General features: G+C 45.7%; 25 protein-coding genes. 20 read left to right on the forward strand and 5 right to left on the reverse strand.

The window, feature by feature from the left end; all coding sequences use genetic code 11:
- The first annotated feature begins 105 nt into the window (after positions 1-105).
- Complete coding sequence (locus ACYVR3_RS09045; RefSeq protein WP_054736102.1) at positions 106-312, forward strand: hypothetical protein; 207 nt, start codon at positions 106-108, stop codon at positions 310-312.
- 109 nt (positions 313-421) lie between these two features.
- Here ACYVR3_RS09045 and ACYVR3_RS09050 read toward each other — a convergent pair whose 3' ends face one another.
- The 3 genes from ACYVR3_RS09050 to ACYVR3_RS09060 form a co-directional block, all read right to left on the reverse strand.
- Positions 422-1,381 (reverse strand): diacylglycerol/lipid kinase family protein, encoded by a 960-nt coding sequence (locus ACYVR3_RS09050; RefSeq protein ID WP_461243987.1) that lies wholly within the window; start codon positions 1,379-1,381, stop codon positions 422-424.
- A gap of 126 nt (positions 1,382-1,507) precedes the next feature.
- Positions 1,508-3,184, reverse strand: coding sequence for a ribonuclease J1 (gene rnjA, locus ACYVR3_RS09055; protein ID WP_057151648.1), 1,677 nt, complete (start codon positions 3,182-3,184; stop codon positions 1,508-1,510).
- Positions 3,181-3,399 (reverse strand): DNA-directed RNA polymerase subunit epsilon, encoded by a 219-nt coding sequence (locus ACYVR3_RS09060; RefSeq protein WP_054736100.1) that lies wholly within the window; start codon positions 3,397-3,399, stop codon positions 3,181-3,183. The genes rnjA and ACYVR3_RS09060 overlap by 4 nt, the downstream gene beginning before the upstream one ends.
- 298 nt (positions 3,400-3,697) lie before the next feature.
- Here ACYVR3_RS09060 and ACYVR3_RS09065 point away from each other — a divergent pair, with 298 nt between their 5' ends.
- Positions 3,698-4,207 carry a hypothetical protein gene (locus tag ACYVR3_RS09065; RefSeq protein ID WP_461243988.1) on the forward strand — a complete coding sequence of 170 codons (510 nt, stop codon included), beginning with the start codon at positions 3,698-3,700 and terminating at the stop codon, positions 4,205-4,207.
- Positions 4,208-4,310: 103 nt separating this feature from the next.
- On the opposite strand, the gene def is transcribed toward ACYVR3_RS09065, so the two are convergent.
- Positions 4,311-4,871, reverse strand: coding sequence for a peptide deformylase (def, locus tag ACYVR3_RS09070; protein ID WP_054736095.1), 561 nt, complete (start codon positions 4,869-4,871; stop codon positions 4,311-4,313).
- 292 nt (positions 4,872-5,163) lie between these two features.
- Between def and pdhA the strand changes: the two genes are divergently transcribed.
- The 17 genes from pdhA (at position 5,164) to holA (ending at position 22,506) form a co-directional block, all read left to right on the forward strand.
- Entirely contained in the window at positions 5,164-6,279 is a 1,116-nt protein-coding gene (pdhA, locus tag ACYVR3_RS09075) for a pyruvate dehydrogenase (acetyl-transferring) E1 component subunit alpha (protein WP_461243989.1), read from the forward strand.
- Positions 6,280-6,281: 2 nt separating this feature from the next.
- Complete coding sequence (locus ACYVR3_RS09080) at positions 6,282-7,259, forward strand: alpha-ketoacid dehydrogenase subunit beta (RefSeq protein ID WP_461243990.1); 978 nt, start codon at positions 6,282-6,284, stop codon at positions 7,257-7,259.
- 33 nt (positions 7,260-7,292) lie between these two features.
- Positions 7,293-8,603, forward strand: coding sequence for a 2-oxo acid dehydrogenase subunit E2 (locus tag ACYVR3_RS09085; protein ID WP_461243991.1), 1,311 nt, complete (start codon positions 7,293-7,295; stop codon positions 8,601-8,603).
- Positions 8,604-8,612: 9 nt separating this feature from the next.
- Entirely contained in the window at positions 8,613-10,037 is a 1,425-nt protein-coding gene (gene lpdA, locus ACYVR3_RS09090) for a dihydrolipoyl dehydrogenase (RefSeq protein ID WP_057151652.1), read from the forward strand.
- A gap of 210 nt (positions 10,038-10,247) precedes the next feature.
- Entirely contained in the window at positions 10,248-10,541 is a 294-nt protein-coding gene (locus tag ACYVR3_RS09095) for a UPF0223 family protein (protein ID WP_461243992.1), read from the forward strand.
- Entirely contained in the window at positions 10,541-11,317 is a 777-nt protein-coding gene (locus ACYVR3_RS09100) for an inositol monophosphatase family protein (RefSeq protein ID WP_461243993.1), read from the forward strand. Before ACYVR3_RS09095 ends, ACYVR3_RS09100 begins: the two co-directional genes overlap by 1 nt.
- Before the next feature lie 142 nt (positions 11,318-11,459).
- Positions 11,460-13,295 (forward strand): translational GTPase TypA, encoded by a 1,836-nt coding sequence (gene typA / locus ACYVR3_RS09105; protein WP_054736088.1) that lies wholly within the window; start codon positions 11,460-11,462, stop codon positions 13,293-13,295.
- Positions 13,296-13,816: 521 nt separating this feature from the next.
- Positions 13,817-14,971 carry an FtsW/RodA/SpoVE family cell cycle protein gene (locus ACYVR3_RS09110; protein ID WP_461243994.1) on the forward strand — a complete coding sequence of 385 codons (1,155 nt, stop codon included), beginning with the start codon at positions 13,817-13,819 and terminating at the stop codon, positions 14,969-14,971.
- On the forward strand, positions 14,972-15,262 hold the full coding sequence (locus ACYVR3_RS09115) for a YlbG family protein (protein WP_054736086.1): 291 nt from the start codon (positions 14,972-14,974) through the stop codon (positions 15,260-15,262).
- Positions 15,262-15,819, forward strand: coding sequence for a 16S rRNA (guanine(966)-N(2))-methyltransferase RsmD (gene rsmD / locus ACYVR3_RS09120; protein WP_461243995.1), 558 nt, complete (start codon positions 15,262-15,264; stop codon positions 15,817-15,819). Before ACYVR3_RS09115 ends, rsmD begins: the two co-directional genes overlap by 1 nt.
- 6 nt (positions 15,820-15,825) lie before the next feature.
- On the forward strand, positions 15,826-16,296 hold the full coding sequence (gene coaD / locus ACYVR3_RS09125; RefSeq protein ID WP_054736082.1) for a pantetheine-phosphate adenylyltransferase: 471 nt from the start codon (positions 15,826-15,828) through the stop codon (positions 16,294-16,296).
- 16 nt (positions 16,297-16,312) lie between these two features.
- Positions 16,313-17,362, forward strand: coding sequence for a SepM family pheromone-processing serine protease (locus ACYVR3_RS09130; RefSeq protein WP_461243996.1), 1,050 nt, complete (start codon positions 16,313-16,315; stop codon positions 17,360-17,362).
- Positions 17,363-17,984: 622 nt separating this feature from the next.
- A complete protein-coding gene (locus tag ACYVR3_RS09135) occupies positions 17,985-18,644 on the forward strand; it encodes a helix-hairpin-helix domain-containing protein (protein ID WP_461243997.1) in 660 nt (219 codons plus the stop codon).
- Positions 18,645-18,745: 101 nt separating this feature from the next.
- A complete protein-coding gene (locus tag ACYVR3_RS09140) occupies positions 18,746-19,228 on the forward strand; it encodes a ComE operon protein 2 (RefSeq protein ID WP_057151653.1) in 483 nt (160 codons plus the stop codon).
- A 112-nt stretch (positions 19,229-19,340) separates the two neighbouring features.
- The gene (locus ACYVR3_RS09145; RefSeq protein WP_461243998.1) at positions 19,341-20,393 is read left to right on the forward strand and encodes a ComEC/Rec2 family competence protein; all 1,053 of its coding nucleotides are present in this window, start codon (positions 19,341-19,343) and stop codon (positions 20,391-20,393) included.
- On the forward strand, positions 20,351-21,481 hold the full coding sequence (locus ACYVR3_RS09150) for a ComEC/Rec2 family competence protein (protein ID WP_461243999.1): 1,131 nt from the start codon (positions 20,351-20,353) through the stop codon (positions 21,479-21,481). The genes ACYVR3_RS09145 and ACYVR3_RS09150 overlap by 43 nt, the downstream gene beginning before the upstream one ends.
- Positions 21,478-22,506: a DNA polymerase III subunit delta gene (gene holA, locus ACYVR3_RS09155; RefSeq protein WP_461244000.1), complete on the forward strand. Its 1,029-nt coding sequence runs from the start codon at positions 21,478-21,480 to the stop codon at positions 22,504-22,506. Before ACYVR3_RS09150 ends, holA begins: the two co-directional genes overlap by 4 nt.
- Before the next feature lie 68 nt (positions 22,507-22,574).
- Here the strand turns inward: holA and rpsT are convergent, their stop codons facing one another.
- Entirely contained in the window at positions 22,575-22,838 is a 264-nt protein-coding gene (gene rpsT, locus ACYVR3_RS09160; protein ID WP_054736076.1) for a 30S ribosomal protein S20, read from the reverse strand.
- Positions 22,839-23,187: 349 nt separating this feature from the next.
- Between rpsT and rpsO the strand changes: the two genes are divergently transcribed.
- Complete coding sequence (gene rpsO / locus ACYVR3_RS09165) at positions 23,188-23,457, forward strand: 30S ribosomal protein S15 (RefSeq protein WP_054701144.1); 270 nt, start codon at positions 23,188-23,190, stop codon at positions 23,455-23,457.
- Positions 23,458-23,784: the final 327 nt, after the last annotated feature.

Genomic DNA, 23,784 nt, shown 5'->3' on the forward strand with positions numbered 1-23,784 from the left:
AAACTTAGTTCACAATTTGGGGTATTGGTGTTATAGTCATTTTTGTTTTTTAAATTATTAAAAAATTACTTAATTAATTATGCTGAGATAAAGGGGTGTAATCCGATGAGTAATCGACTAGAAATTCTCACTGAATACCGATTAGCGAATCATCAACTTGACGAACTGAAGTTAACTGAATGCAAACAGGTGCAACCCACCGACCAAACGGTGACGATTGAACCTAAGTATGGGCGCGCGATGAAGGATCTTTCCGACAAGTGTGCTAACTTGAATATGATTTTAGAGGCCATGGCGGCGTCTGAAGACTAAGAGCTTTCCGAAAATGGAGGCTCTTTTTGTTTCGCCAAAATAATCAATTCAATAAACACCCCCGTAGATACCAAGGTAGGTATCCGCGGGGGTGTGTGATTAGTGTAGTTTAAATGGTTGGATCAATCCAAAAAGGATAAGTGGTTGATTCGAAGTAGGTATCCCAGTAACGACCACCCAGCTCTTCACCATCGGTTTGACCGTATTCGATTGCCGGAACGACGAGGTGCAGTTTTGGCTCATGATAGTGATGAACCGCTTTAAGCTTCAAGTGTTTACCAAGTAAAATCATAAAGCCGATATAAATCAATTGTGGGAGGTGCTTTTTTTCAATCACAATTAAATCTAAAGCGGGTTCGCTGATTGAAGCAGACGGCACAACCTTGAGACCGTTCCCGAAGTAGGGGTGGTTGGCAATTGTTACCAGATAAGCTTTAGGGTACATATCCCGGTGACGGCCAACGTGAACGGTCATTGGAAATGCAGTTTGGTTGTAGCACACGCCAATAATTGCTGCGAGAATTCGGAGTTTATTGAGGTGTAGGCGACTGAGGATCGATTTCGTCTTCGTGCTATTAGCACTATTAACCACGGCTGCATCGAAACCGATACCCACGTTGTTTGTGAACGCACCGGTAGTTTGTTTACTGGTGTCGATATAGGTCCCGATGGTAACGGTGTTCCTAGCCGTACAGTTTATAATTTGATTTAGAGCAGCGCGCCAATTAGTGGCCATGTTCAAACCCTTGGCAAAATTATTATTGAGACCAACGGGCAGACAAGCAATTGGTATCGGGGTGTTAAGGTGAGCGGAAATCAATCCGTTCAAGGTTTCGTGAAGCGTGCCATCACCACCAATTGCGAGAACCACAGAATTGGTCAACTGCTGGCCTGAGGCTTGTTTGGCAAATTGGCGTGCTAATTCGGACGCGTGGCCTGGATATTGCGTTCGCGTCAACTGATAGGATAACTGGCGTTGATTTAAAACCGCCTTAATTTCCGGCCAAAGACCCTTTGCACGACCGTTTCCAGCCGTTTCATTTAAGATAATGTAAAAACTCACTGACACCTTAACACCCATCCTCTCGAAAATCATACTCGTACATTATAACGGACTTTTTTCGTTTGGGCTAGATTGAAGAATTGAAAGTTAAAAAAAGATTACGCAATTCGACTTGAATTGCGTAATCTAGGGTTAATCCATAATTAACATTGGTAAAATCATTGGGTGACGTTCAGTTTTCTCGTAAAGGAAATTCTGAAGGTCATCAATGATGGCGTTTCGAATTGAAGCTTCGTTTGCTTTCTTGGAACGCATTGCCCGACGAATCGTTGAGAAGACCAACCGACGGCCTTCGTTTAACAATTCACCTGATTCACGCATGTAAACAAAACCACGTGAAAGGAGGTCTGGGCCAGCCTGGATAATTTTATCCTTTAAGTTGATCGTTGCGACAACGACAACGAGACCTTCTTCAGAAAGTAATTGGCGATCACGGAGAACAACGTTGCCGATATCGCCGATACCACTGCCGTCAATGTAAACATCGCCAGCGGTAAAGTGACCTGCGATTCGAGCAGAGTCCTTAGTTAAGGCCAAGACGTCACCGTTTTCCATAATAAAACTATGGTCAAGTGGGACGCCACATTGCTCAGCTAATTCGGTATGGATCTTTAACATCCGGTATTCACCGTGAATTGGCATGAAATACTTCGGTTTCATCAACCGCAGCATCAGTTTTTGTTCTTCTTGGCCACCGTGACCAGAAGTATGGATGTTATTGACCTTACCATGAATGACGTTGGCACCTGCTTCTTCCAATTCGTTGATGACGTGGTTAACACTCACAGTGTTCCCAGGAATTGGGTTACTTGAGAAAATAACCGTATCATCGGGTTGAATTGAAATTTGACGGTGGGTACCGTTAGCGATTCGTGATAGCGCAGCCATCGGTTCACCCTGAGAACCCGTACAAAGGATCATGACCTTGTTGGCAGGGAGTGAACGAAGATCGTTGGCGTCAACCAACGCTTCATCAGGGATGTTGAGGTAGCCGAGTTCACGACCGTTAACGATAGCGGCTTCCATGCTTCGACCAAAGACGGCAATCTTACGACCGTGAGCCAAGGCTGTTTCACAGGCGGTTTCGATTCGGGAGATGTTTGAGGCGAAGGTGGCAAAAATAATCCGGCCTTCAACTTGATCAAAAATCTTTCGAATTGATTTGCCGACCCATTTTTCAGACTTCGTCCAGATGGGACGTTCGGCATTGGTACTGTCGGCCATCAGACAAAGGACGCCTTCTTCACCAAGCCGAGCCATCCGTTGTAGGTTAGGCGGCTGGTTAGTAACTGGTGTCAGATCGAACTTAAAGTCCCCAGTCTGGACAATAACGCCAGATGGGGTGTGCACTGCGATCCCTAAGGTATCTGGAATCGAGTGGGTGGTTCTAAAGAACGAAACGCTAGTCTTACGGAACTTAAGGACGGTGTCCTCGTTGATTTCGTGCAGTTCGGTTGTCCGTAACAGACCGTGTTCATCCAATTTGTTTTTAATGAGGGCAAGCGCTAGTGGCCCGGCATAAATTGGCACATTAAGATCCTTTAAAAGGTAAGGAACCCCACCGATGTGGTCTTCGTGACCGTGGGTGATGACAAGTGCCTTGATTTTTTGCTGGTTGGCAACGAGGTAGTGGTAATCAGGAATCACATAATCGATTCCAAGTAACTCGTCTTCGGGGAACTTGATGCCGGCATCAATGAGGATGATTTCATCCTGAAATTGAATCCCGTAAGTGTTTTTCCCGATTTCACCAAGACCACCAACGCCAAAAATTGCAGTTTCGTTATTTTTGACGTTTAGTTTTTTCATTGATTAAACTCCGTCAATTCGTAATTTGGATCTTGTTGTTCGTATTCAAGGAACTTGCCCTCTAGTGGTTCGATGAATTCGATGTTGTGCTTGGTATTAGCAGCGACCAAAGCGCGTGCGTCAACTTCCGTTTCAGCATCGATGTAAAGGGACTTCGTGTCCTCACGCTTAGGGTTGCGAATCTGGTCTTCTTGATAGTAAACTTTAAAAATCATAGTGACAGGTAAACTTCCTTTCTATAAATACCGTTAAAATCAACGGGTTGATTAAGGGAGCCTAATCAACCTTTTCTTTGTAACCGAACGTCTTGTTGAGATCAACAACAGTTGCTTATATACTATCATATTGGGAAATGAATGTATAGTGAGGACGCTAGGTGACCTTTAATGACAACACCAGTGATTTCACAACTAAAATAACTGACTGGTAGCGCTTAGAAACTAAGCGGATTTTGATATCACTCGGGTCAAAGAATGTGCTACTATAAAATGAGAAAGTGGGGTGGTCAAGATGATGGGACGAACACTAACGATTGTGATCGCAATCATTGTTGCGGTGGTGTTGTACCTGTTGATTCATCGATTAATTGTTAGCCGGGCGACTAAGACTGCCCAACTGGCGGCTTTAGACCAAACGAAGGTGGCACTACTGGCTGCGTTACAACGGTTGGCAGATGAGCGATTTATCACCGATCCCGCAACGTTATTATCGGCCTCGGTAATCCCCGATGGCTGGGGGCGTGGTGTGATGGCTTTCGAATTTATTCTCCGAATGGATGATGTTACGGATGAACAACTACCGCTTGTTCGTCAACGATTAAACCACTTGCTGGCGGAATTTTGTCAGGACGAACACGTTGAATCGGCGGTAGCAGACGGACAATCCGCTTTTCTAGTGACCGACGCTTGGCGCCACACGATTCGAGTTCATCTGGGGGTTGCCTATCTCGTCAACGAAGCGACGATTGAGTACATTCAAGATTTGCGGCGGATGGATGCTTCTCAAATCAATCAAACAGAATAGTTTAGTTAGTTATAGAAGAAAGTGCAAAAAACACGGCAACGGTTATCTCAAATTTGAGGATAACCGTTGCCGTGTTTTTTGTTGAGTAGTTAAGTAATTAGCGTTATTCGAACAGCACCGTGTCATCACTGACTTCAAATGGATGCTCGTGATCAATATGGTCGTAGAACAAGACGCCGTGTAAGTGATCGATCTCGTGTTGGCATACAATTGCTGGATAGTGCTTCAACCGAATCTTGTGGGTTTCACCCGTTGTGTCTTGGTAACGGAGGGTAATGCGGTCATGACGTGGTACGAATCCTGGGACGTCTTTGTCAACTGACAAACAACCTTCGCCTTCCGTCAAAGCCCCGGCTTGGACGGAGTGACTAATAATGACGGGATTAATGATCACGTCGGTAAATGGTGATTTGCCACCATCTTCAGGCGCGGGTACGAGAACGGCGGCCATCATTTTGGAAACGCCAACTTGAGGCGCTGCTAAACCGACGCCAGCACGAAGACCGTACTTTTCGCATTGTTCAGGATCTTGGCTAACCACCAAGTATTCCATCATATCATCTGCCAACTTTTGATCTTCTTCAGAAAGCGGAAAACTGACCTGTGCTGCTTCTTGACGAAGAACTGGATCGCCATCTCTGACGATATCTTTCATTAAAATCAAGACCATTACCTCCGATGTATAAACAAGTACTTAATTAATTAATCTTATCATATCTTCTTTGGAATATGAAATCAAAAAAATGTGATTAAAAACACAAACATTTTTTCAGAAAACGCAATCCCTTGACTGAAAGGCAACTTGGCGAATTTTGCGATATAAAAGTAATGAAAGGGCTTGCATGATTTGTGAAAGCGTGTTAATTTAAGAGTGTAGTTGAGAAAGCAAACGGTTTCAAAAGGACGGCTGACGTCCTGAAACTGAATGCATACAAACGGAAAGGAAAGTGTTAGTTATGGCGAAGAAAACTGGGCATGTGATTGATTTAGCGTCAATTAAAGCCAAGATGAGCGATCCTTATAAGAAAACATTCCAAATTGTGAATGAAAAAGGTGAGATCGTCAATCAAGAACTTTTCGATACTTTTTCAGATGATCAATTAGTTGATTTTATGGAAAAGATGGTTTGGGAACGTGCCTTGCATGAACAAACAATGAACTTCTCTCGTCAAGGTCGGTTAGGCTTCTACGCCCCAACCTTTGGTGAGGAAGCTAGTGAAATGGGTTCAATTGCTGCTTTCAAGGAGCAAGACTTCCTATTCCCAGCCTACCGTGACTTACCACAATTAATTCAACACGGTGCATCCGTTGCCCAAGGCTTCTTATGGTCAAAGGGTAACGCGGTTGGTGATGATTACGGCGACCAACGCAACTGGTTCCCACAAATCATCATTGGTGCGCAATACGTTGAAATGGCCGGTGCCGCTTTAGGTATCAAGAAGAACGGTGAAGAAGATACGGTTGCCTTTGTTTACACTGGTGATGGTGGTACTTCACAGGGTGACTTCTATGAAGGTGTTAACTTTGCATCATCATTCCAAGCTCCCGCAGTCTTCATGGTTCAAAACAACGGCTGGGCAATTTCAGTACCACGTTACAAGCAAACTGCTGCTGAAACCTTGGCTCAAAAGGGTGTTGCTTCAGGTGTTCCAGGTATCCAAGTTGATGGGATGGACGTATTGGCTGTCTACATTGCAACTAAGGAAGCTCGTGAATTCGCTGCTGCCGGCAACGGTCCTGCATTAGTTGAAACTTTAACTTATCGTTTCGGTGCTCACTCAAGTGCCGGCGATGATCCTAGTCGTTACCGGACTAAGGAAGAAGAAAAACCTTGGTTCGATGCCGATCCATTGATTCGGATGAGAAAGATCTTGACCGACAAGGGATTATGGTCACAAGAAAAAGAAGACAAGCTTGTTGATGAATACAAGACCAGCTTCAAGGATGCAATGAAGGAAGCTGAAAATACACCAACGCAATCAGTTGTTGATATGTTGAAGACCACGTTCGAAGAACCAACTCCACAAATCAAAGCTGACATTGCAAGATTCGAAGCAAAGGAGTCGAAGTAACCATGGCTAAATTAACTTACATTAAAGCAATCACAGATGGTTTAGATGTCGTTTTAGGCGAAGATCCAAAAACGTTGATCTTTGGTGAAGACGTTGGTAAAAACGGTGGTGTGTTCCGGACTACCGAAGGCTTACAAGACAAGTACGGCGAAGACCGTGTCTTTGATACCCCGTTAGCTGAATCAGGGATCTTAGGTTTATCAATTGGGTTAGCTGCAACTGGCTGGCGTCCAATTCCTGAAATCCAATTCATGGGCTTTACTTTCGAAGCTGTTGACTCAATTGGTGGTCAAATGGCACGTAACCGTTTCCGTTTCAGCGGCAAACGCGCAATGCCAATCACTGTTCGGACCCCATTTGGTGGTGGTACTCATACTGCCGAAATGCACGCCGACAACTTGGAAAACTACTTCGTAGGGACTCCAGGTTTGCGGGTTGTTACACCAGCTAACCCATATGATGCAAAGGGCATGATCATTTCAGCCGTTGAAAACAACGACCCAGTGCTCTTTATGGAAAACTTGAAGTTATATCGTTCAATGAAGGACGAAATTCCTGAAGGCAAGTACACTGTTCCCCTAGACACCGCTAAGGTTGTTCGTGAGGGTACTGACATCACATTGGTTGCTTACAGTGCTGAAGTCAACGAATCACTTAAGGTTGCTGACAAGTTAGCTAAGGAAAACATTTCTGCTGAAGTGATCGACTTACGCTCATTATCACCAATCGACACTGACACCATCTTCAAGTCAGTTGAAAAGACTCACAAGGTAGTTGTCATTCAAGAAGCTCAAAAGATGGCTGGCGTTGGCGCCCAAGTTGCTTCAGAAATTGCTGAACACGCAATTATGAACCTTGATGCCCCAATCGGCCGGGTTGCTGCTCCTGATACTGTTTACCCTTGGGCCCAAGTTGAAAACGACTGGCTTCCAAACGCTGACGATATCGAAGAAAAAGCACGCGAAATTTTGAACTACTAAACACACTTTGTGATATAGAAAGGAAGTTTTCCCATGGCTTTTGCATTCAAACTCCCTGAGCTTGGTGAAGGGATGGCCGAAGGTGAAATTGCATCATGGCTTGTTAAAGAAGGGGACGCTGTTAAGGAAGACGACGTTTTAGTCGAAATCCAAAACGACAAGTCCGTTTCAGAATTGCCATCACCTGTGGCTGGGACTATTAAGAAAATCGTTAAACAAGAAGGCGAAACTGCCGAAATCGGTGACACATTAGTTGAAATCGATGACGGTTCACCTGACACACCAGAAGATGATGCACCAGCTGAAGAAGCAGCACCAGCCGCTGAAGCACCTGCTGAAGCTGCACCCGCAGCACCAGCACCAGCCGCTCCTGCAGCCGCACCAGCTGCCGCAACCGGTGTTCCTGCTCAATCAGATCCTAACAAGTTAGTTTTGGCAATGCCATCTGTTCGTCAATATGCACGTGACAAGGGCGTTGACATCACTGCTGTTACCCCAACTGGGAAGCATGGCCAAATCGTTAAGGCTGACATTGACAACTTTAACGGCGCCGCTGCACCAGCTGCCGCAGCCGCTGCTCCTGCAGCCGCAGCCGCACCAGCCGCAGCTCCAATCAAGCCATACGTTTCTGACGAACCAGAACTTGAAACCCGTGAACCAATGTCAATGGTTCGTAAGGTTATTGCTAAGGCAATGCGGACTTCTAAGGATATCTCACCACACGTTACTTCATTCCAAGATGTTGAAGTATCAGCTTTGATGGCTAACCGTAAGAAGTACAAGCAAGCTGCTGCTGACAAAGAGATCCATTTGACCTTCTTGCCATACATCGTTAAGGCAATGGTTGCTGTTTTGAAGGAATTCCCAGAATTCAACGCTTCAATTGACAGCGCTTCCGAAGAAATTGTTTACAAGCACTACTTCAACGTTGGTATCGCAACGGATACCCCTCACGGCTTGTATGTACCAAACATCAAGAACGCTGATTCTAAAGGCTTGTTTGAAATTGCCAAGGAAATTACCGATAACACCCAAGCTGCTTACGACAACAAGTTGAGTGCTAAGGCAATGTCTGGTGGTTCAATCACTATCAGTAACGTTGGTTCAATTGGTGGTGGCTTCTTCACTCCAGTTATCAACCAACCAGAAGTTGCTATCTTAGGTGTTGGTAAGATTGCTAAGGAACCTTACGTCAACGAAGATGGCGAAATCGAAGTTGGCAACATGTTGAAGTTATCATTGAGTTACGATCACCGTTTGATCGATGGTGCCTTAGCTCAACGTGCTTTGAACAAGTTGAACGACTTGCTTCATGATCCACAATTGTTATTAATGGAAGGATGAGACCCGCATATGTCAGATGTTGAAAAACGCGATACTGTCATTATTGGTGCCGGCCCTGGTGGGTACGTTGCCGCAATCCGCGCAGCCGAATTAGGCCAAAGCGTGACAGTAATTGAAAAATCAGATACTTTAGGCGGTGTTTGCCTAAACGTAGGTTGTGTGCCTTCAAAGGCGTTGATCAATGCTGGTCATCGTTTCCAAGACGCTAAGGACGCCTCAACCTTCGGCATCACCACCCAAGCCCCATCAATCGACTTCTCCAAGACGCAAGCTTGGAAAGACGAAAAGGTGGTTGCTCGGATGACGAGTGGTGTCAAGATGTTGCTCAAGAAGCACAAAGTTGATGTCATCCAAGGTGAAGCCGTACTTGATTCAGACACTAAGTTACGTGTCGTTTCAACTGGTCCAAAGCAATTTATGAGTGCTGATGATGGTTTGACCATCGAATTCAAGAACTTAATCATTGCTACTGGTAGTCGTCCAATCGAAATCCCTGGCTTTAAGTTCAGCGGTCGGGTCCTTGACTCAACTGGTGGTTTGAACTTACCAGCTATTCCTAAGGAATTTGTTGTTATCGGTGGTGGTTACGTTGGGACTGAATTGGCTGGCGCATACGCTAACCTCGGTTCACACGTTACCATTCTTGAAGGTACGAATTCCATCTTGCCAAACTTTGACAAGGATATGGTTAAGGTTGTCTTGAGCCAGATGAAGAAGAAGGGCATTGACGTTATTACTAACGCCATGGCCAAGAAGTCTGAACAAGATGATAAGAGTGTTACTGTCACTTATGAAGTTGACGGTAAAGCTTCAACCATTACAGCGGATTACGTCATGGTCACTGTTGGCCGTCGCGCTAACACTGATGACATTGGTCTTGAAATGACCAGTGTTAAGACTGGCGATCACGGTTTGATCGAAGTTGACTCACAAGGTCGTACTTCTGTACCAAACATCTTCGCTATCGGCGATATCGTTGCTGGTCCTGCATTGGCTCACAAGGCATTCTTCGAAGCTAAGACTGCTGCTGGTGCCATTGCTGGCAAGAACACCGCTAACGACTGGGTTGGCGTTCCGGCTGTCTGCTTTGCAGACCCAGAATTGGCAACTGTTGGTTTGACTCAGAGTGAAGCCAAGGACAAGGGCTTAGATGTTACAACAGCTAAGTTCCCATTCGCCGGTAACGCTCGGGCCGTATCATTGGATCAACCAGATGGCTTCGTTCGTTTGGTAACGACCAAGGATACTAATGCGGTTGTTGGTGCTCAAGTTGTTGGACCTGGTGCATCTGATTTGATTGCTGAATTGAGCTTAGCAGTTAACAGCGGCATGAACGCTGAAGACATTGCTTTGACCATTCACCCACACCCAACGTTGAGTGAACCAATCCAAGAAGCAGCTGATGTTGCTATTGGATTCCCAACTCACATCTAAACCTGTATATGGTTAATGTCAAAAAGGTTCAGGACGGTTGTCCTGAGCCTTTTTGTGGTGTCCGCAGAGGGGATACAAGAGGCGCAAAATTACTATTGCTGTGATTGCCAGTTATTTGAGTGGCTACAATGCTAGGGCTATCTCTGAAGCCGAAACCGCGGTATAATCGACTGCAGAAGTATGGTGAGGTTAAGAACAGGAGAATTTAGGATGAAAAACTATTCGTATCCACTGGCTGATGATTGGACGACCGACGAAATCGTGGTTGTAACGACGCTGTATCAACGTTTAGAGGATGCCTATGAATTAAATCAAGGTGTTTCTAAGCAAGCATTGCTGGCAGCTTATCAAGCATTTAAAGAAGTTGTGCCATCGAAGTCGCAGGAAAAACAACTTGGCCGACAATTCGAGACGTTAACTGGATACAGTCTGTACCGAACGATGAAGGCCGCCCGAGAAACGACCCGTAAGTCAGTTAAAATGGTGTTAGGAGGATCACATTAATGGATCAAGGACAGTTGCAAGAAATTGATCAAACGGTGAAAGGCTGGTTGAGAGACTCTAGAAAATTTGTATTAACTAAAATGGCGGAGAAGCTCAACGTTGCTGAGAAATCTAGTCGCAAAGATCTTGTAACCAACGTTGATAAGGCTAATGAACAATTTTTAATTGAACGAATCCGACAATTTTCACCTAATAGTCAAATCCTTGGTGAAGAAGGCTTTGGCGATAAAATTACTGAAACGTCAGGCTGGGTCTGGGTGGTTGATCCGATTGATGGTACGATGAACTTTGTGAAGCAGCAAGATCACTTTGCGACGATGATTGCCCTCTATATTGATGGTCAGGGCGTTCTAGGCTACATTAATGACATTATGAACGATGACCTTTATTCAGGCGGGCCACAACTAGGGGTTTTTAAAAATGAAGAACGGCTACCCAACCCAACTAACTTAGGGTTAGCGGATGGCTTGATCGGTATCAGTGGCCCGCTGATCTTACGCAATCAATTTAATATGCAAATTGTCGCTGAAAAAAGTGCGGGCGTTCGGGCTTATGGTTCAGCGGGAATTGAAATCAGTCACATTTTATCCGGAAAATTAAACGGCTACATTTCCTATTTAAAGCCTTGGGACTTTGGCGCCGGGAAAATTTTAGCAGAAACTCTCGGTCTGTCGGTGACAACAGTTGACGGGAAGCCACTTGGTATGCTATCATCAGACTTCGTAATGGTAGCAACGGAAAAAGCACAACGAGACATTCTGCCAATCGTCGGTTAAAACGTCGGACTGTGACATGCGCGTCACAGTTTTTTTATGGCGTTAAGTCAAGGTGTAGGGTGTTGCCAATTGCGCTACACGCTTGACCGTTAAATCGACCGTTTAATTAAGAGTTACGTTTTACGAAAGGAAGAACAACATTTTGAAAACCAGAGATGACATTCGCAACATCGCAATTATTGCCCACGTTGACCACGGTAAGACTACCTTGGTTAATGAATTACTTAAACAATCAGATACATTAGATGAACACGTGGAAATTGCCGACCGGGCACTTGATTCTAATGATATCGAAAAAGAACGTGGGATTACGATTCTTTCGAAGAACACCGCTGTGCGTTATGGCGACAAGCAAATCAACATTTTGGATACCCCAGGACACGCTGACTTCGGTGGTGAAGTTGAACGGATCATGCGAATGGTTGATGGTGTGCTGTTGGTTGTGGATGCCTATGAAGGGACCATGCCACAAACTCGGTTCGTTTTGAAGAAGGCTTTGGATCAACATTTAACCCCAATCGTGGTTATCAACAAAGTTGACCGTCCTGGCTCACGCCCTTCAGAAGTCGTTGACGAAGTTTTGGACCTGTTCATTGAATTAGGTGCTGACGAAGATCAATTGGACTTCCCAGTGGTTTACGCTTCTGCTATGAACGGGACTTCAAGCTTTGATCCTGATTTAGCAACCCAAGAACACACGATGAAGCCAGTCTTTGACACCATCGTTGACCACATTCCAGCCCCAATCGATAACTCTGACGAACCACTTCAATTCCAAGTGGCAATGTTAGATTACAACGATTTCGTTGGCCGGGTTGGTATTGGCCGAATCTTCCGTGGGAAGGTTAAGGTTGGTGACAACGTTACAGTTATGAAGTTAGACGGTTCAACTAAGAACTTCCGGGTAACGAAGTTATTTGGGTTCTTCGGCTTGAAGCGTTTGGAAATCAACGAAGCCAAAGCCGGTGACTTGATTGCCGTTTCTGGGATGGAAGACATCAACGTTGGTGAAACGGTTACGGCACAAGATACGCAAGAAGCATTACCAATCTTACGGATCGATGAACCAACCCTTCAAATGACTTTCCGGACCAACAACTCACCTTTTGCTGGTCAAGACGGTAAGTTTGTGACGAGTCGCCAATTGGAAGACCGTTTACGGACTGAATTGGAAACTGACGTGTCGTTACGAGTTGATGACACCGACGAACCAGGGGCCTGGACTGTTTCAGGTCGTGGGGAATTGCATTTGTCAATTCTGATTGAAACTTTGCGTCGTGAAGGCTTTGAATTACAAGTATCACGGCCAGAAGTTATCTACCGCGACGTTGATGGTCAACAATGCGAACCTTACGAAGAAGTTCAAATTGACACGCCTGACGAATACACTGGTAGTGTGATCGACAGTTTGTCACAACGTAAGGGTGAAATGCAAAACATGGAAACGACGGATAACGGTCAAACTCGCTTGACGTTCTTAGCGCCATCACGTGGGTTGATTGGTTACTCAACTGAATTCATGTCAATGACCCGTGGTTACGGGATCATGAACCACACCTTTGAAAAGTACGCCCCAGTTATCCGTAACTGGAACCCAGGTCGTTCAAAGGGGACTTTGGTCTCAATGAACGCTGGTAAGGCAACCACTTACGCCATGATGGGTATCGAAAGTCGTGGTCGGTTATTGATCGATCCAGGTACTGACGTGTACGAAGGGATGATCGTTGGTGAAAACAGCCGTGAGAACGATATTACGGTTAACGTTACCAAGGGTAAGAACTTGACCAACGTCCGGGCTGCCGGTTCAGATGATATGGCACGGATCAAGACGCCAACTCACTTCTCATTGGAAGAATCATTGGAATTCTTGAACAGCGATGAATACTGTGAAGTTACGCCAGACCACGTTCGTTTACGGAAGCAAATTCTGGATTCAAACGCACGTGAAAAGGCTGCTAAGAAGCGTCGTCATAACTAATTAAAAAATTAATGCGATCATGCTTTGATTGAGGAGGCATCATGACATCCATTTTGGGTGTTGTGGTGCCTTTTTGCTGTCGCTTGTGTCCAGCGTAAGTGTTGGGTGCGATTTGGGTGTCGGCTGTTTGTCGTCGCTTCGCTCGCCAAAGCCGCATGAAAAAAGGCGCTCTCAGGCTACAAAATTCGGCGCCACTTAAACTGTTATTTCCAGGGTTCCTGAAGCTGTAAGAACTTGTCAACCACGCGCTTTCTGGCCACCACGCCGAATGGTGCTGCGCGAGACTGAGAGCTGCATGCAAGGCGACATCGGTAAACCCGCCAGGCCCGGGCGCCTTCACCGATGTCGCCTTGCACACTGCTCTCAACCCGTCTCGCTCCGCACACTTACGCTGGACACAAACGATAACGAATTTCAGTTACATTTTTGTAAGGTTTTAGCCCACCAAACCCGCAACTGCATAGGTTATGCTATAATCTAAAGAGTTTACTTGAGAATTTTTTGGAATGGCGTGGAATGAAATGAAAAGGTTAAGAAAATTAGATTACTTAATTATTGTGCCGTACTTAATGCTCTGTGCGATTGGCATCGTGATGGTGTACTCGGCTAGTGCGAATGTTGCCATTCAAAACGGCTCGTCACCAACTGCTTACCTGATTAAGCAAGTGATGTGGGTGATAGTTGGAATGGGTTTGACCGGGTTTGTCACCGCAATGAATTTTCAAAAATGGCAAACGAAGGTCGTTATAATTGGTGGCTTTGGGGTCTTCTTGCTGTTTTTTATTTACCTATTAGCAAAGGGTAAGACAGTTAATGGAGCTGCGGGGTGGATTTCATTTGGTCCAATAAATTTGCAACCTGCCGAGTTTGTTAAATTTTATTTGATTATTCTGGTTGCTCATGCGTTGGCTAGCCCTAAGCGAGAGTCGGAGTTACTGGGTGGTCATTGGTGGTGGACGATGCGTGGGCCACTAATTATAAGCGCAATTCTCACTGGGTTGGTTTTTATACAGCCCGATATGGGGAGTGCGTCGATTATTACCGCAATTATTTATATGATGTGTCTCGCAAGTGGCATCTCGGTTAAACGAGGTTGGAAAATTATCGGCGCCACCTTTGCCGGCATCGTGTTTGTTGCATTTCCAATTGCACTGAAGTTATCTGAAAGTGGCATTGTTAAATCCTATAAACTTGCACGACTGGTTGCCTTTGTCGATCCGTTCGGACATGCGAAGGATACCGGCCAGCAATTGGTGAATTCCTACTACGCTTTAAGTAACGGTGGTTTATTTGGAGTTGGCCTTGGCAATTCGATTCAAAAACGGGGGTATTTACCAGAACCCAACACCGACTTTATCATGGCGATTACTGGTGAAGAGTTAGGCTTGTTCGCTGTTATCGGGATTTTACTATTGCTGGGCCTAATCGTCTGGCGGACAATCAAAATTGGGATGCATGCGGATAACGTTTTCGATACGCTAGTTTGTTACGGCGTCGCAACCTACTATGCGGTGCAGGCGTCAATCAACGTCGGTGGGGTAGTCGGGTTCTTACCGATTACCGGGGTGACCTTCCCGTTTATTAGCTACGGTGGATCAAGTATGTTATCCCTGACGCTTTGTTTGGGGCTGGTTTTAAATGTGAGCGCTCGAGAACGTGGAAAGAAGGAGAAATAGATGTTAGCCATTCAAGAACGAACGAATTTGATCGTGTACGTGTCTAGTTTGCGACAAGTCCGTCAATTAAAGCGATATGGGCATCTTGAATATGTCTCTAAGCGAATGCGTTACGCGACACTGTACGTGAACGCTGAAGATGCACAATCAACGATTGAACGATTAAAACAATTACGGTTTGTGAAACGGGTGATTGAGTCACCCAAGCAATCATTATTAGCGTTGTTGGGCCTTTCGGGGAATCCAACGACTAAAACGGATCAAGTTAAATTTGAGGAGGATGAAGATTAATGCGCGTTGTTGCGGGTGAGTACGGTGGCCGGAAACTCCGGGCCGTTCCGGGAATGAAAACCCGGCCTACTACGGATAAAGTGAAGGAGGCTGTCTTCAATATTATCGGCCCCTATTTTGATGGTGGGAACAGTTTGGATCTGTTTGCGGGATCCGGCGGTCTCAGTATCGAAGGGGTATCACGGGGAATTGCGCACGCGGTTTTGATCGATCGACAAGGCGCTGCTATTAAGACAATCAAGCAAAACATTGAAGTGACTAAGGAACCGGATAAGTTTACGGTCCTCAAACGCGATGCCCAGCAAGCAGTTAAAACCCTCAGTCAACAAGGGCAACAGTTTAATCTGATTTACTTTGATCCGCCATACAAGGAACAAAAAATCGTTGCTGAAATTGAATTATTGATGCAGTTAGACTTATTGGCAACGGATTGTCGCATCATGTGTGAAACGAATCAGGAGGCAGCCTTGCCTGATACAATTGGTGACTGCCAAGTTCTGGAACGTAAATCCTATGGCATTACCCAAATTACGATTTATCAATATCAAGGAGTGTGAGTTGTTATGACAATTGCGGTTTATCCCGGTAGTTTTGACCCGCTCACGTTGGGCCACCTAGATATTATTGAACGTGCTAGCCGATTATTTGATAAATTGATCGTCACCGTTGGGATCAACACGAATAAGAAGGCCCTGTTTACCACGGAACGGCGGGTTGAGTTGATCAAGCGCAGCGTCGCTCATTTACCAAACGTTTCGGTGCAGGCTGAAGGTGGTCTGACGGTTAAATTTGTTGAATCAGTTGGCGCATCGGTGATTGTTCGCGGTATTCGAGATACGAAAGATTTTGAATATGAATCAGCGACAGCTAGTATGAACAAACATCTCAATGAACAAATTGAAACGGTCTTCTTAATGACCGCACCAAAATACGCCTTTATTTCGTCAACCCTTTTAAAGGAAGTCATGCACTTTGGTGGCGATATTGATTCGTTGGTACCGCAAGCGGTGGCTGAGGCGTTAAGAGAAGACTGAAGGTTGGTTTAATTAGATGAAGAAAATATTGAAACAGCGTTGGGTCCGGTACGGCGTTTCGATTGTTGCCGCAATCGTGATCTTGATTGGCTTTTTTTGGCCAATGTCGGCCTACATTGAGTCGCCCGGCTCAGCGGATGATTTAAAATCGTTCGTGACGATTCCAGGGCATGCGGATAAGCAAAAGGGGAAGTTTATGATCACATCGGTGCAATTAGCTCAGGCGCGACCGTTCACCTATGCGTTGGCGAAGCTGTCGCCGTATAGCTCGATTGAAAGCGAAGCCAGTATCACCGGTGGCCAAAGTAATGACACGTACATGCAGATGCAGAATTTCTACATGCAAAGCGCCATTGATGAAGCCAAAGCGGTTGCTGTTAAAGCTGCTCATAAAAAGGTGACTAAAAAATACCTGGGCATTTACGTGATGCAGATTCAGTCCAATTCGCAGTTTAAAGGTAAACTTAAAGTTGGTGACACCATTACAAAAGTGAATGGGCATCACTTTGAAAGTGCCTACGGGTTTCAAAAATACATCCGTAACCAAAAAGTGGGGACGACGCTAAGAGTTCAATACCAGCGGCATGGTAAATTTAAGGTCGTAGCGGCACCGTTGATCAAACTATCTTCCGGACAACCAGGGATCGGGATTATTTTGACTGATAACGTTAAGGTGACGACTTCGCCTAAGGTCAAGGTTGATCCTGGTCAAATTGGCGGGCCGTCAGGTGGCCTGATGTTTAGTCTTCAAATTTACAGCCAGTTGACTGGAAAAAACATCCGTCACGGGCGTAAAATTGCGGGGACGGGAACCATCAACCCAGATGGATCAGTCGGCGAAATCGGTGGGATCGATAAAAAAATCGTTGCTGCTAAAAAGGCGGGCGCAACGATCTTCTTTGCACCGTACGTTAAGCCAACGAAGGCGATTCTTCAGTTGGAAGAAGGTCATGTCACTAATTATCAATTGGCCAAACGAACAGCTAAAAAAGTTGCCCCGAATATGAAAGTCGTGCCAGTGACGAGCTTTAAGCAGGCACTTCGTTATTTGGAAACCCATCAATAATAGGTTAGTGAATCAATAGAAGTTGGCATCGCGTAAGGCGATTACCGGCTTCTTTTTTTGTTGTATAAAGAATTATAAATTTTCAAGTGGGATGATTGCCTAGGAATCGACAATTATGCTCTTTATACTTTGGCATGTTTCAGTGATAGGTACTGTTGTTTGTGTCCAGTGTGAGTGTTAGGTGCGATTTGGCTGTCGGCTGTTTGTCGTCGCTTCGCTCGCCAAAGCCGCGCGAAAACCGGCGCTCTCAGGCTACAAAATTCGGCGCCGCTTAAACTGTTATTTGTAGGGTCCTGAAGTTATAGAAACTGGTTAACCACGCACTTTCTGGCCACCACGTCGAATGGCCAGATAGGCTTCCAGACTTCGTCGGGTCGTGCTGCGCGAGACTGAGAGCGTAATGTAAGTGCACTTCGATAAAACCGCCAGACCCGGGCACTTTCACCGAAGTACCCTTACATTACGCTCTCAAACCGTCTCGCTCCGCACACTATCGCTGGACACAAACGACAGTAAAAAAATCCGAGCGTCGTTCCCCAGCTTTTCTGCTAATCGTAAAGTTGTTTGAAGCAAACGAATAATGGTTCGCGTAGTTAGGGGGTGACAGAAAGGAGGGGAAACGTTGGAAAGGTTAAAGGAGCTGTTGGAGAATACGAGTCGCGAAATCTGGATCATTATTGGTCTGGTCCTTGCATTAATTGGGGCCGCCTTTTTGCTATTACGACAACCACAACCGGTTAACGATGCCACCATGATGGCTGAAACGGTGATGGCTTCGTCGCAGTCAATGCAGATGACCGAGAATGGTCAGACCGCAACGACCAGCGCGACTGCGACAATGTACGTGGACGTTAAGGGCGCTGTTGAACAGCCAGGACTTAAAAAAGTTGACCAAACCATGCGCGTAATCGATGCGGTTCAGCTTGCCGGTGGTTTTGCGGGGAACGCTGATGAAAAGCAGGTTAATTTAGCGCAACGGTTAGTTGATCAACAAGTCGTGTACATTCCAAAACGGGGTGAAAAGGTCGATGCCGCGATGAATCAAGCTGGGGCACCGGCTAGTTCGGGTGCAACCGGGACCAGTCAGGCACCTCAGGTTAACTTAAATACCGCGGATGTTACTGAGTTGCAACAATTAGACGGCGTTGGTGAAAAAAAGGCGGCGAAAATTATCGAGTATCGAGAAGCCCACGGGCAGTTCCAATCGATTGAAGAGTTGAAGGAAGTCAGTGGCTTTGGCGACAAAACGCTGGAACGACTTCGACCGCAACTCGCAGTTTGAAAGAGCGTGTACGCGTCATAATCAATGGTGACTTAGCAACCCATATTTAGATGATATTTGGTATACTAGTGGGGACTATCAAATTGGAGGCCTTGAGCATAATGACGAAGAAGAGAATTCCATGGGATCAGTACTTTATGATGCAATCAGTCTTGTTAGCAAGTCGGAGTACGTGTAATCGTTTGTCCGTTGGGGCAACGATCGTTCGTGATCGGCGAATTATTGCGGGCGGCTATAATGGTTCCGTGTCAGGCGATGTTCACTGTATCGATGAGGGGTGTTACCTCGTTGATGGCCATTGCCTTCGGACGATTCACGCAGAAATGAATGCTATTTTGCAGTGTGCTAAGTTTGGCGAGCCAACGGATGGTGCTGAAATTTACGTCACTGATTTTCCGTGCTTACAGTGTACTAAGATGCTACTTCAAGCGGGAATTAAAAAGATTTATTATCTGCGGAACTACCATAATGATCCCTACGCAATGTCACTGATTGAAAAGAAACACGTGACGCTCACTCACGTTGAGTTGGACGCTGAAGCAATTGAACGCGCCTCAGTCGATGCCTATCTAGCTGGACATTAATCGACATATCATTTGGCTCGCCATATTGGCGGGCAGTTTAAGCGGCGTCTTTTTTGGCATTACTTGGTTAGCCGGTGGTTTGACGGTGCTATGGTTACTGAGGCTGATGTGTTTGCGACAACCTATAACGTTATTGTTAGCTGGCATGGTTTTAGTTGGGTTTGGTGGCTGGTTTTATCATCAGCAACAACTCATGGCTACGGGTCACTTACCGACCACAACCCGAACGCAATTGATGGTCCAAGTACAACCGGATGATGTTCGAATTGGACCTGACAGTGTTCAACTACGAGGTAAATTGCCATCTGGCTACTGGATCGAAGGTCGTTTTTATGCAGATAACAGCCAACTTGAGGCATATCGTCTGCGACAAACAAGTCAAATGATGTTAACGGGAGACGTGGACCGGTATGCGCCGGCAACCAACGTCAATGAATTTGATTTTGGCGTGTATCAGGCGCATCGGTGGACGTTTAATCAGATCAAAATTATTCAGTTACAACAACTAACACCGGTGCAAGCCCGTAATCCGTGGACGATTTGGGTTAATGGGTGTCATGCGTTGCGTTACTGGCTGATTGAACGAACGAAGTCGTTACCTGAGACGTTGCGATTGTATGTTCAAGGGTTGTTTTTAGGCTATCGTGCGGATGGCTTTTATGAACGGCTGGCAGCGGTTAAAGACCTTGGCTTGATCCATTTATTTAGTATCTCGGGCTTTCACGTTATTTGGTTGGTGGCGCTCATTGAATGGGGAATGGCCCTGTTACGACTACCGCAAGGACTTCGGGTCATTGGCCTTTGTTTAATTTTGCCGAGTTACGTGATTATCGCTGGGGGCGGTCCGGGCGTTATTCGGGCGGTTTTGGTGGTGTTGATTGGCATATTGGCCAAATTGGGACGGGTTTCGCTAAGCCGGTTAACGGTTTGGGGACTCAGTTTACTCATTGGCCTAGCGATAAGTCCAGCGATGTTGACCGAATTAGGGGGTCAACTGAGTTACGGACTAGCGTTTAGTTTAATCTTTTTGAATCAGCGGTCACTCCTATTTCAAACGTTGATGCTGAATTTAATTAGTTTGCCGACCATTTTATACCACATCTATCAATGGCACGTCTTGTCGTGGTCGTTAATTTATTACTATTACCGTTGTTTAGCTGGTTAGTTTTTCCCGTTGTGTTTGGCTTAATGTGGCTCGGGCCGAGCTGGCCAGTTGCGGCGGGGATGGGTGAACGGGGGCTACAAGGGCTCACGTTCAGTTTAGATTGGGTTGCTCAGTTGTCCGGAATGGTAGTGACGGGGCAACCAACGGCGTTGATGACGACCGGTCTTTGTGTGTTGACGTTTATGATTTTAGCTACACAAACGGCGCGGATTCGGCGTTGGTTATTCGGGCTGTTGATTATTAGTTACGCTGGTTTAATGTTTTGGCGCCAGCATCCCCTAGATGGTGAAGTGACCTTTTTTGATATTGGTCAGGGGGATAGTTTTTTGATTCGAGAACCTGGTAACCGACAAGTGATCATGATCGACACGGGTGGCAAGGTCACGTTTGGGTCACATCGTCCCACTGGCAGAAGTACCGCCGAACGGGTAAGCATTAATTACCTTAAAAGTCTGGGGATTACGCGGATTGATCATTTACTGTTGTCCCATCAAGATGCCGACCACACCGGCGATGTTGATGATGTACTAGCAGCGCTAGTTGTTAAACGGCTTTACGTGCCACTGGGGATGACCAGCAATGAGCGGTTCATGAAGCGCGTTCAACCAGCTTTAATGAAGCACCGAACGCAAGTCATTGAAGTTCAGGCTGGTCAATCAATTGAAGGCACGCAATTGCAGGTGGTTCACCCATTTAAAGCCGGTGAGGGCACCAATGAAGATTCGATGGTGTTATTCGCCAACTATGGTCAGTTAAGCTGGTTATTCACGGGTGACCTTGATCAGGCAGGCGAACGACAAATTGCCGCCCATTTTCCACAACTAACGGTAGACGTGTTAAAATTAGGACACCATGGCAGTAAAACGTCATCGGATCCAACGGTTGTGGCAAAGTGGCAACCCAAAATTGGGATTATTTCGGCTGGCCGGGAAAATCGGTACGGTCATCCTAATCAAGAGACATTGGCGACGCTTGCCAAACAGCAAGTGCCGTACTTTAGTACGCAACAAAATGGCATGGTGACGTACCGGTTTCGGGCTCACGCGCCAGGTTATTGGCAGACGTTTTTGAAAGGGGCATTTTCGTGACATTTGAAACAACCATGGCAGCACTTGGAAAACAACAAGCGCAACCGGTATACGTGATTACCGGTGATCAGCCCTACTTGAGTCAGCAACTTCGGGCAGCGTTTTTAGCGCTTATTCCAGAAGCTGAGCAAACCATGAATTATGCAAGTTATGATATGGAAACCACCCCGGTGGCACAGGCGTTAGATGACGCCATGTCCGCACCGTTCTTTGGGGACAAGCGATTGGTGTTCGTTGACCGCGCGTATTTTTTAACGACTGAAACGCATCGGGGAAGTAAAATTGAACACGATATGGCGAGTTTAACGTCGTACCTTGAACATCCAGAACCAACAACGATTCTCGTCTTTTTTGCGACGAGTGGCAAATTGGATAGTCGCAAAAAAGTGGTGAAGTTGCTTAAAAAGCAGGCGGAAGTGGTGTCGCTTGAAGCAATCGGCGAACATCAGATTCGCGAGTTGATCGAGGCACGGGTTCGTGAGGCGGATATGCAGATCGAACCACAGGCCGTTAACGCGTTGTTACAACGAACGGGATCTGATTTATCACTCATCATGAGTGAATTGCCGAAACTTACGTTAGCGTGTTTTGATGCTAAGGTGATCACGGCGCCAATCGTGTTAGAACTCGTCACAAAATCGTTAGATCAAAACGTTTTTGATTTGGTCAATGATGTGATGGGCCGTCGAATCGAAGCGGCTCTGAATCTGTACCGGCAGTTGATTTTGACGAAAGAAGAACCGTTGAAAATCAACGCGGTCTTAATCGGACAGTTTCGGTTGTTGATTCAAACCAAGATTCTTGCCAAAAATGGCTATAGTCAGGGGAGTATTGCCCAGACGTTAAAAGTGCATCCATATCGGGTAAAGTTAGCAATGCAGAGCAGTCGGTCCTTGAAGTTGGCCCATTTAAGACAGGCGTACCTTGGTCTTGCCCAAATTGAACGCGCGCTTAAATCGTCTACGCAAGACCCGATGATTTTATTTGAATTGTTTATGTTAAAATACCTCGATCAAGTTGCTTAACGAAAAAACAACAAAAAAAGGACCGCCAAACGGCGGTCCTTTTTTTGTTGTTCAAAAGTTAAGTTTAATTATGCGTTGGCTTTAGCTAAACGAGCGGCCATCCGTGACTTGTCGCGGGAAGCTTTGTTAGCTTTGATTAAACCTTTTGAAGCAGCGCTGTCAACGGCGCTAGAAGCAGCTTTGTATAAATCAGCTGCGTTGTCGTCCTTAGCGATTACGGCCTTTTCAAACTTCTTAACGGCTGTACGCATGCTGCTGAGTTGTGCTGAGTTACGTTCGTTAGCTTTAACGTTCGTCTTTGCACGTTCAATTGCAGATTTGATAATTGGCATGATTTCACCTCCACACTAAAAAGAGCCGGCTGGCTACCTTAATTATTCAACGAATGCCATTATACCGAACTTAGCGTGTGAATGCAATAGGGGTTTTAGAATCTACGCGGTTTACCGGTAGTAATCGGTAAACCTAGCCACGAGAAAATCAGGTGAAGTTAAGAAATTGGGCTCAATTCCGGTCAATGGCAATTAAAACGGCAGTTAACGGGAATCTCACTTGTATTTATCAGGTGACTCGTGTAGAATGAGTATCGTTCTTAAAGTGCCCTTACTTAGTTCTCCGCGATCTCACTCACGGCTACTCAGTAACGGGTGGACAACTATTATGATAAGGTGGGAATTTACCATGGCTATTAGTCAAGAAAAGAAAAACGAAATCATGAAGCAGTTTGCTCGTCACGAAGGCGACACTGGTTCTGCTGAAGTTCAAATCGCTGTTTTAACTGCAGACATTAACGAATTGAACAACCACATGAAGGCTCACAAGAAGGACTTCCATTCACAACGTGGTTTGATGAAGAAGATCGGTCACCGTCGTAACTTGTTAGCTTACCTTCGTAAGTCTGACGTTCAACGTTACCGTGAACTGATCAAGGCTTTGGGTCTTCGTCGTTAATCAAGATCTTTTCAAAGGAACTTCCCGTACTGGGAGGTTCCTTTTTCTATACATAAATTTGAGTGAACGTAACTGGTGGCGTTTGAAAAAATATACCAAAACGTTAGCGCAGACCGACGCAATCTCAGTGAACAACCGGCTTGAAGGTAATCCGTAAATATCGTGATCGATTAGGTATAAAATCAGCCGGCTAGTAGTTTTTATACTGAAACCGGTCAAAGTGTGATAAACTGTAAGCAGTTTAAAGACGTGCCTAAATCACTGGAATTTAGGGAAAAAGCGGGGACTAGTCGTTTTGAAATGACTCGCAGAAACGGATTGACCCGT

The sequence above is a fragment of the Secundilactobacillus muriivasis genome (genome assembly GCF_054785195.1).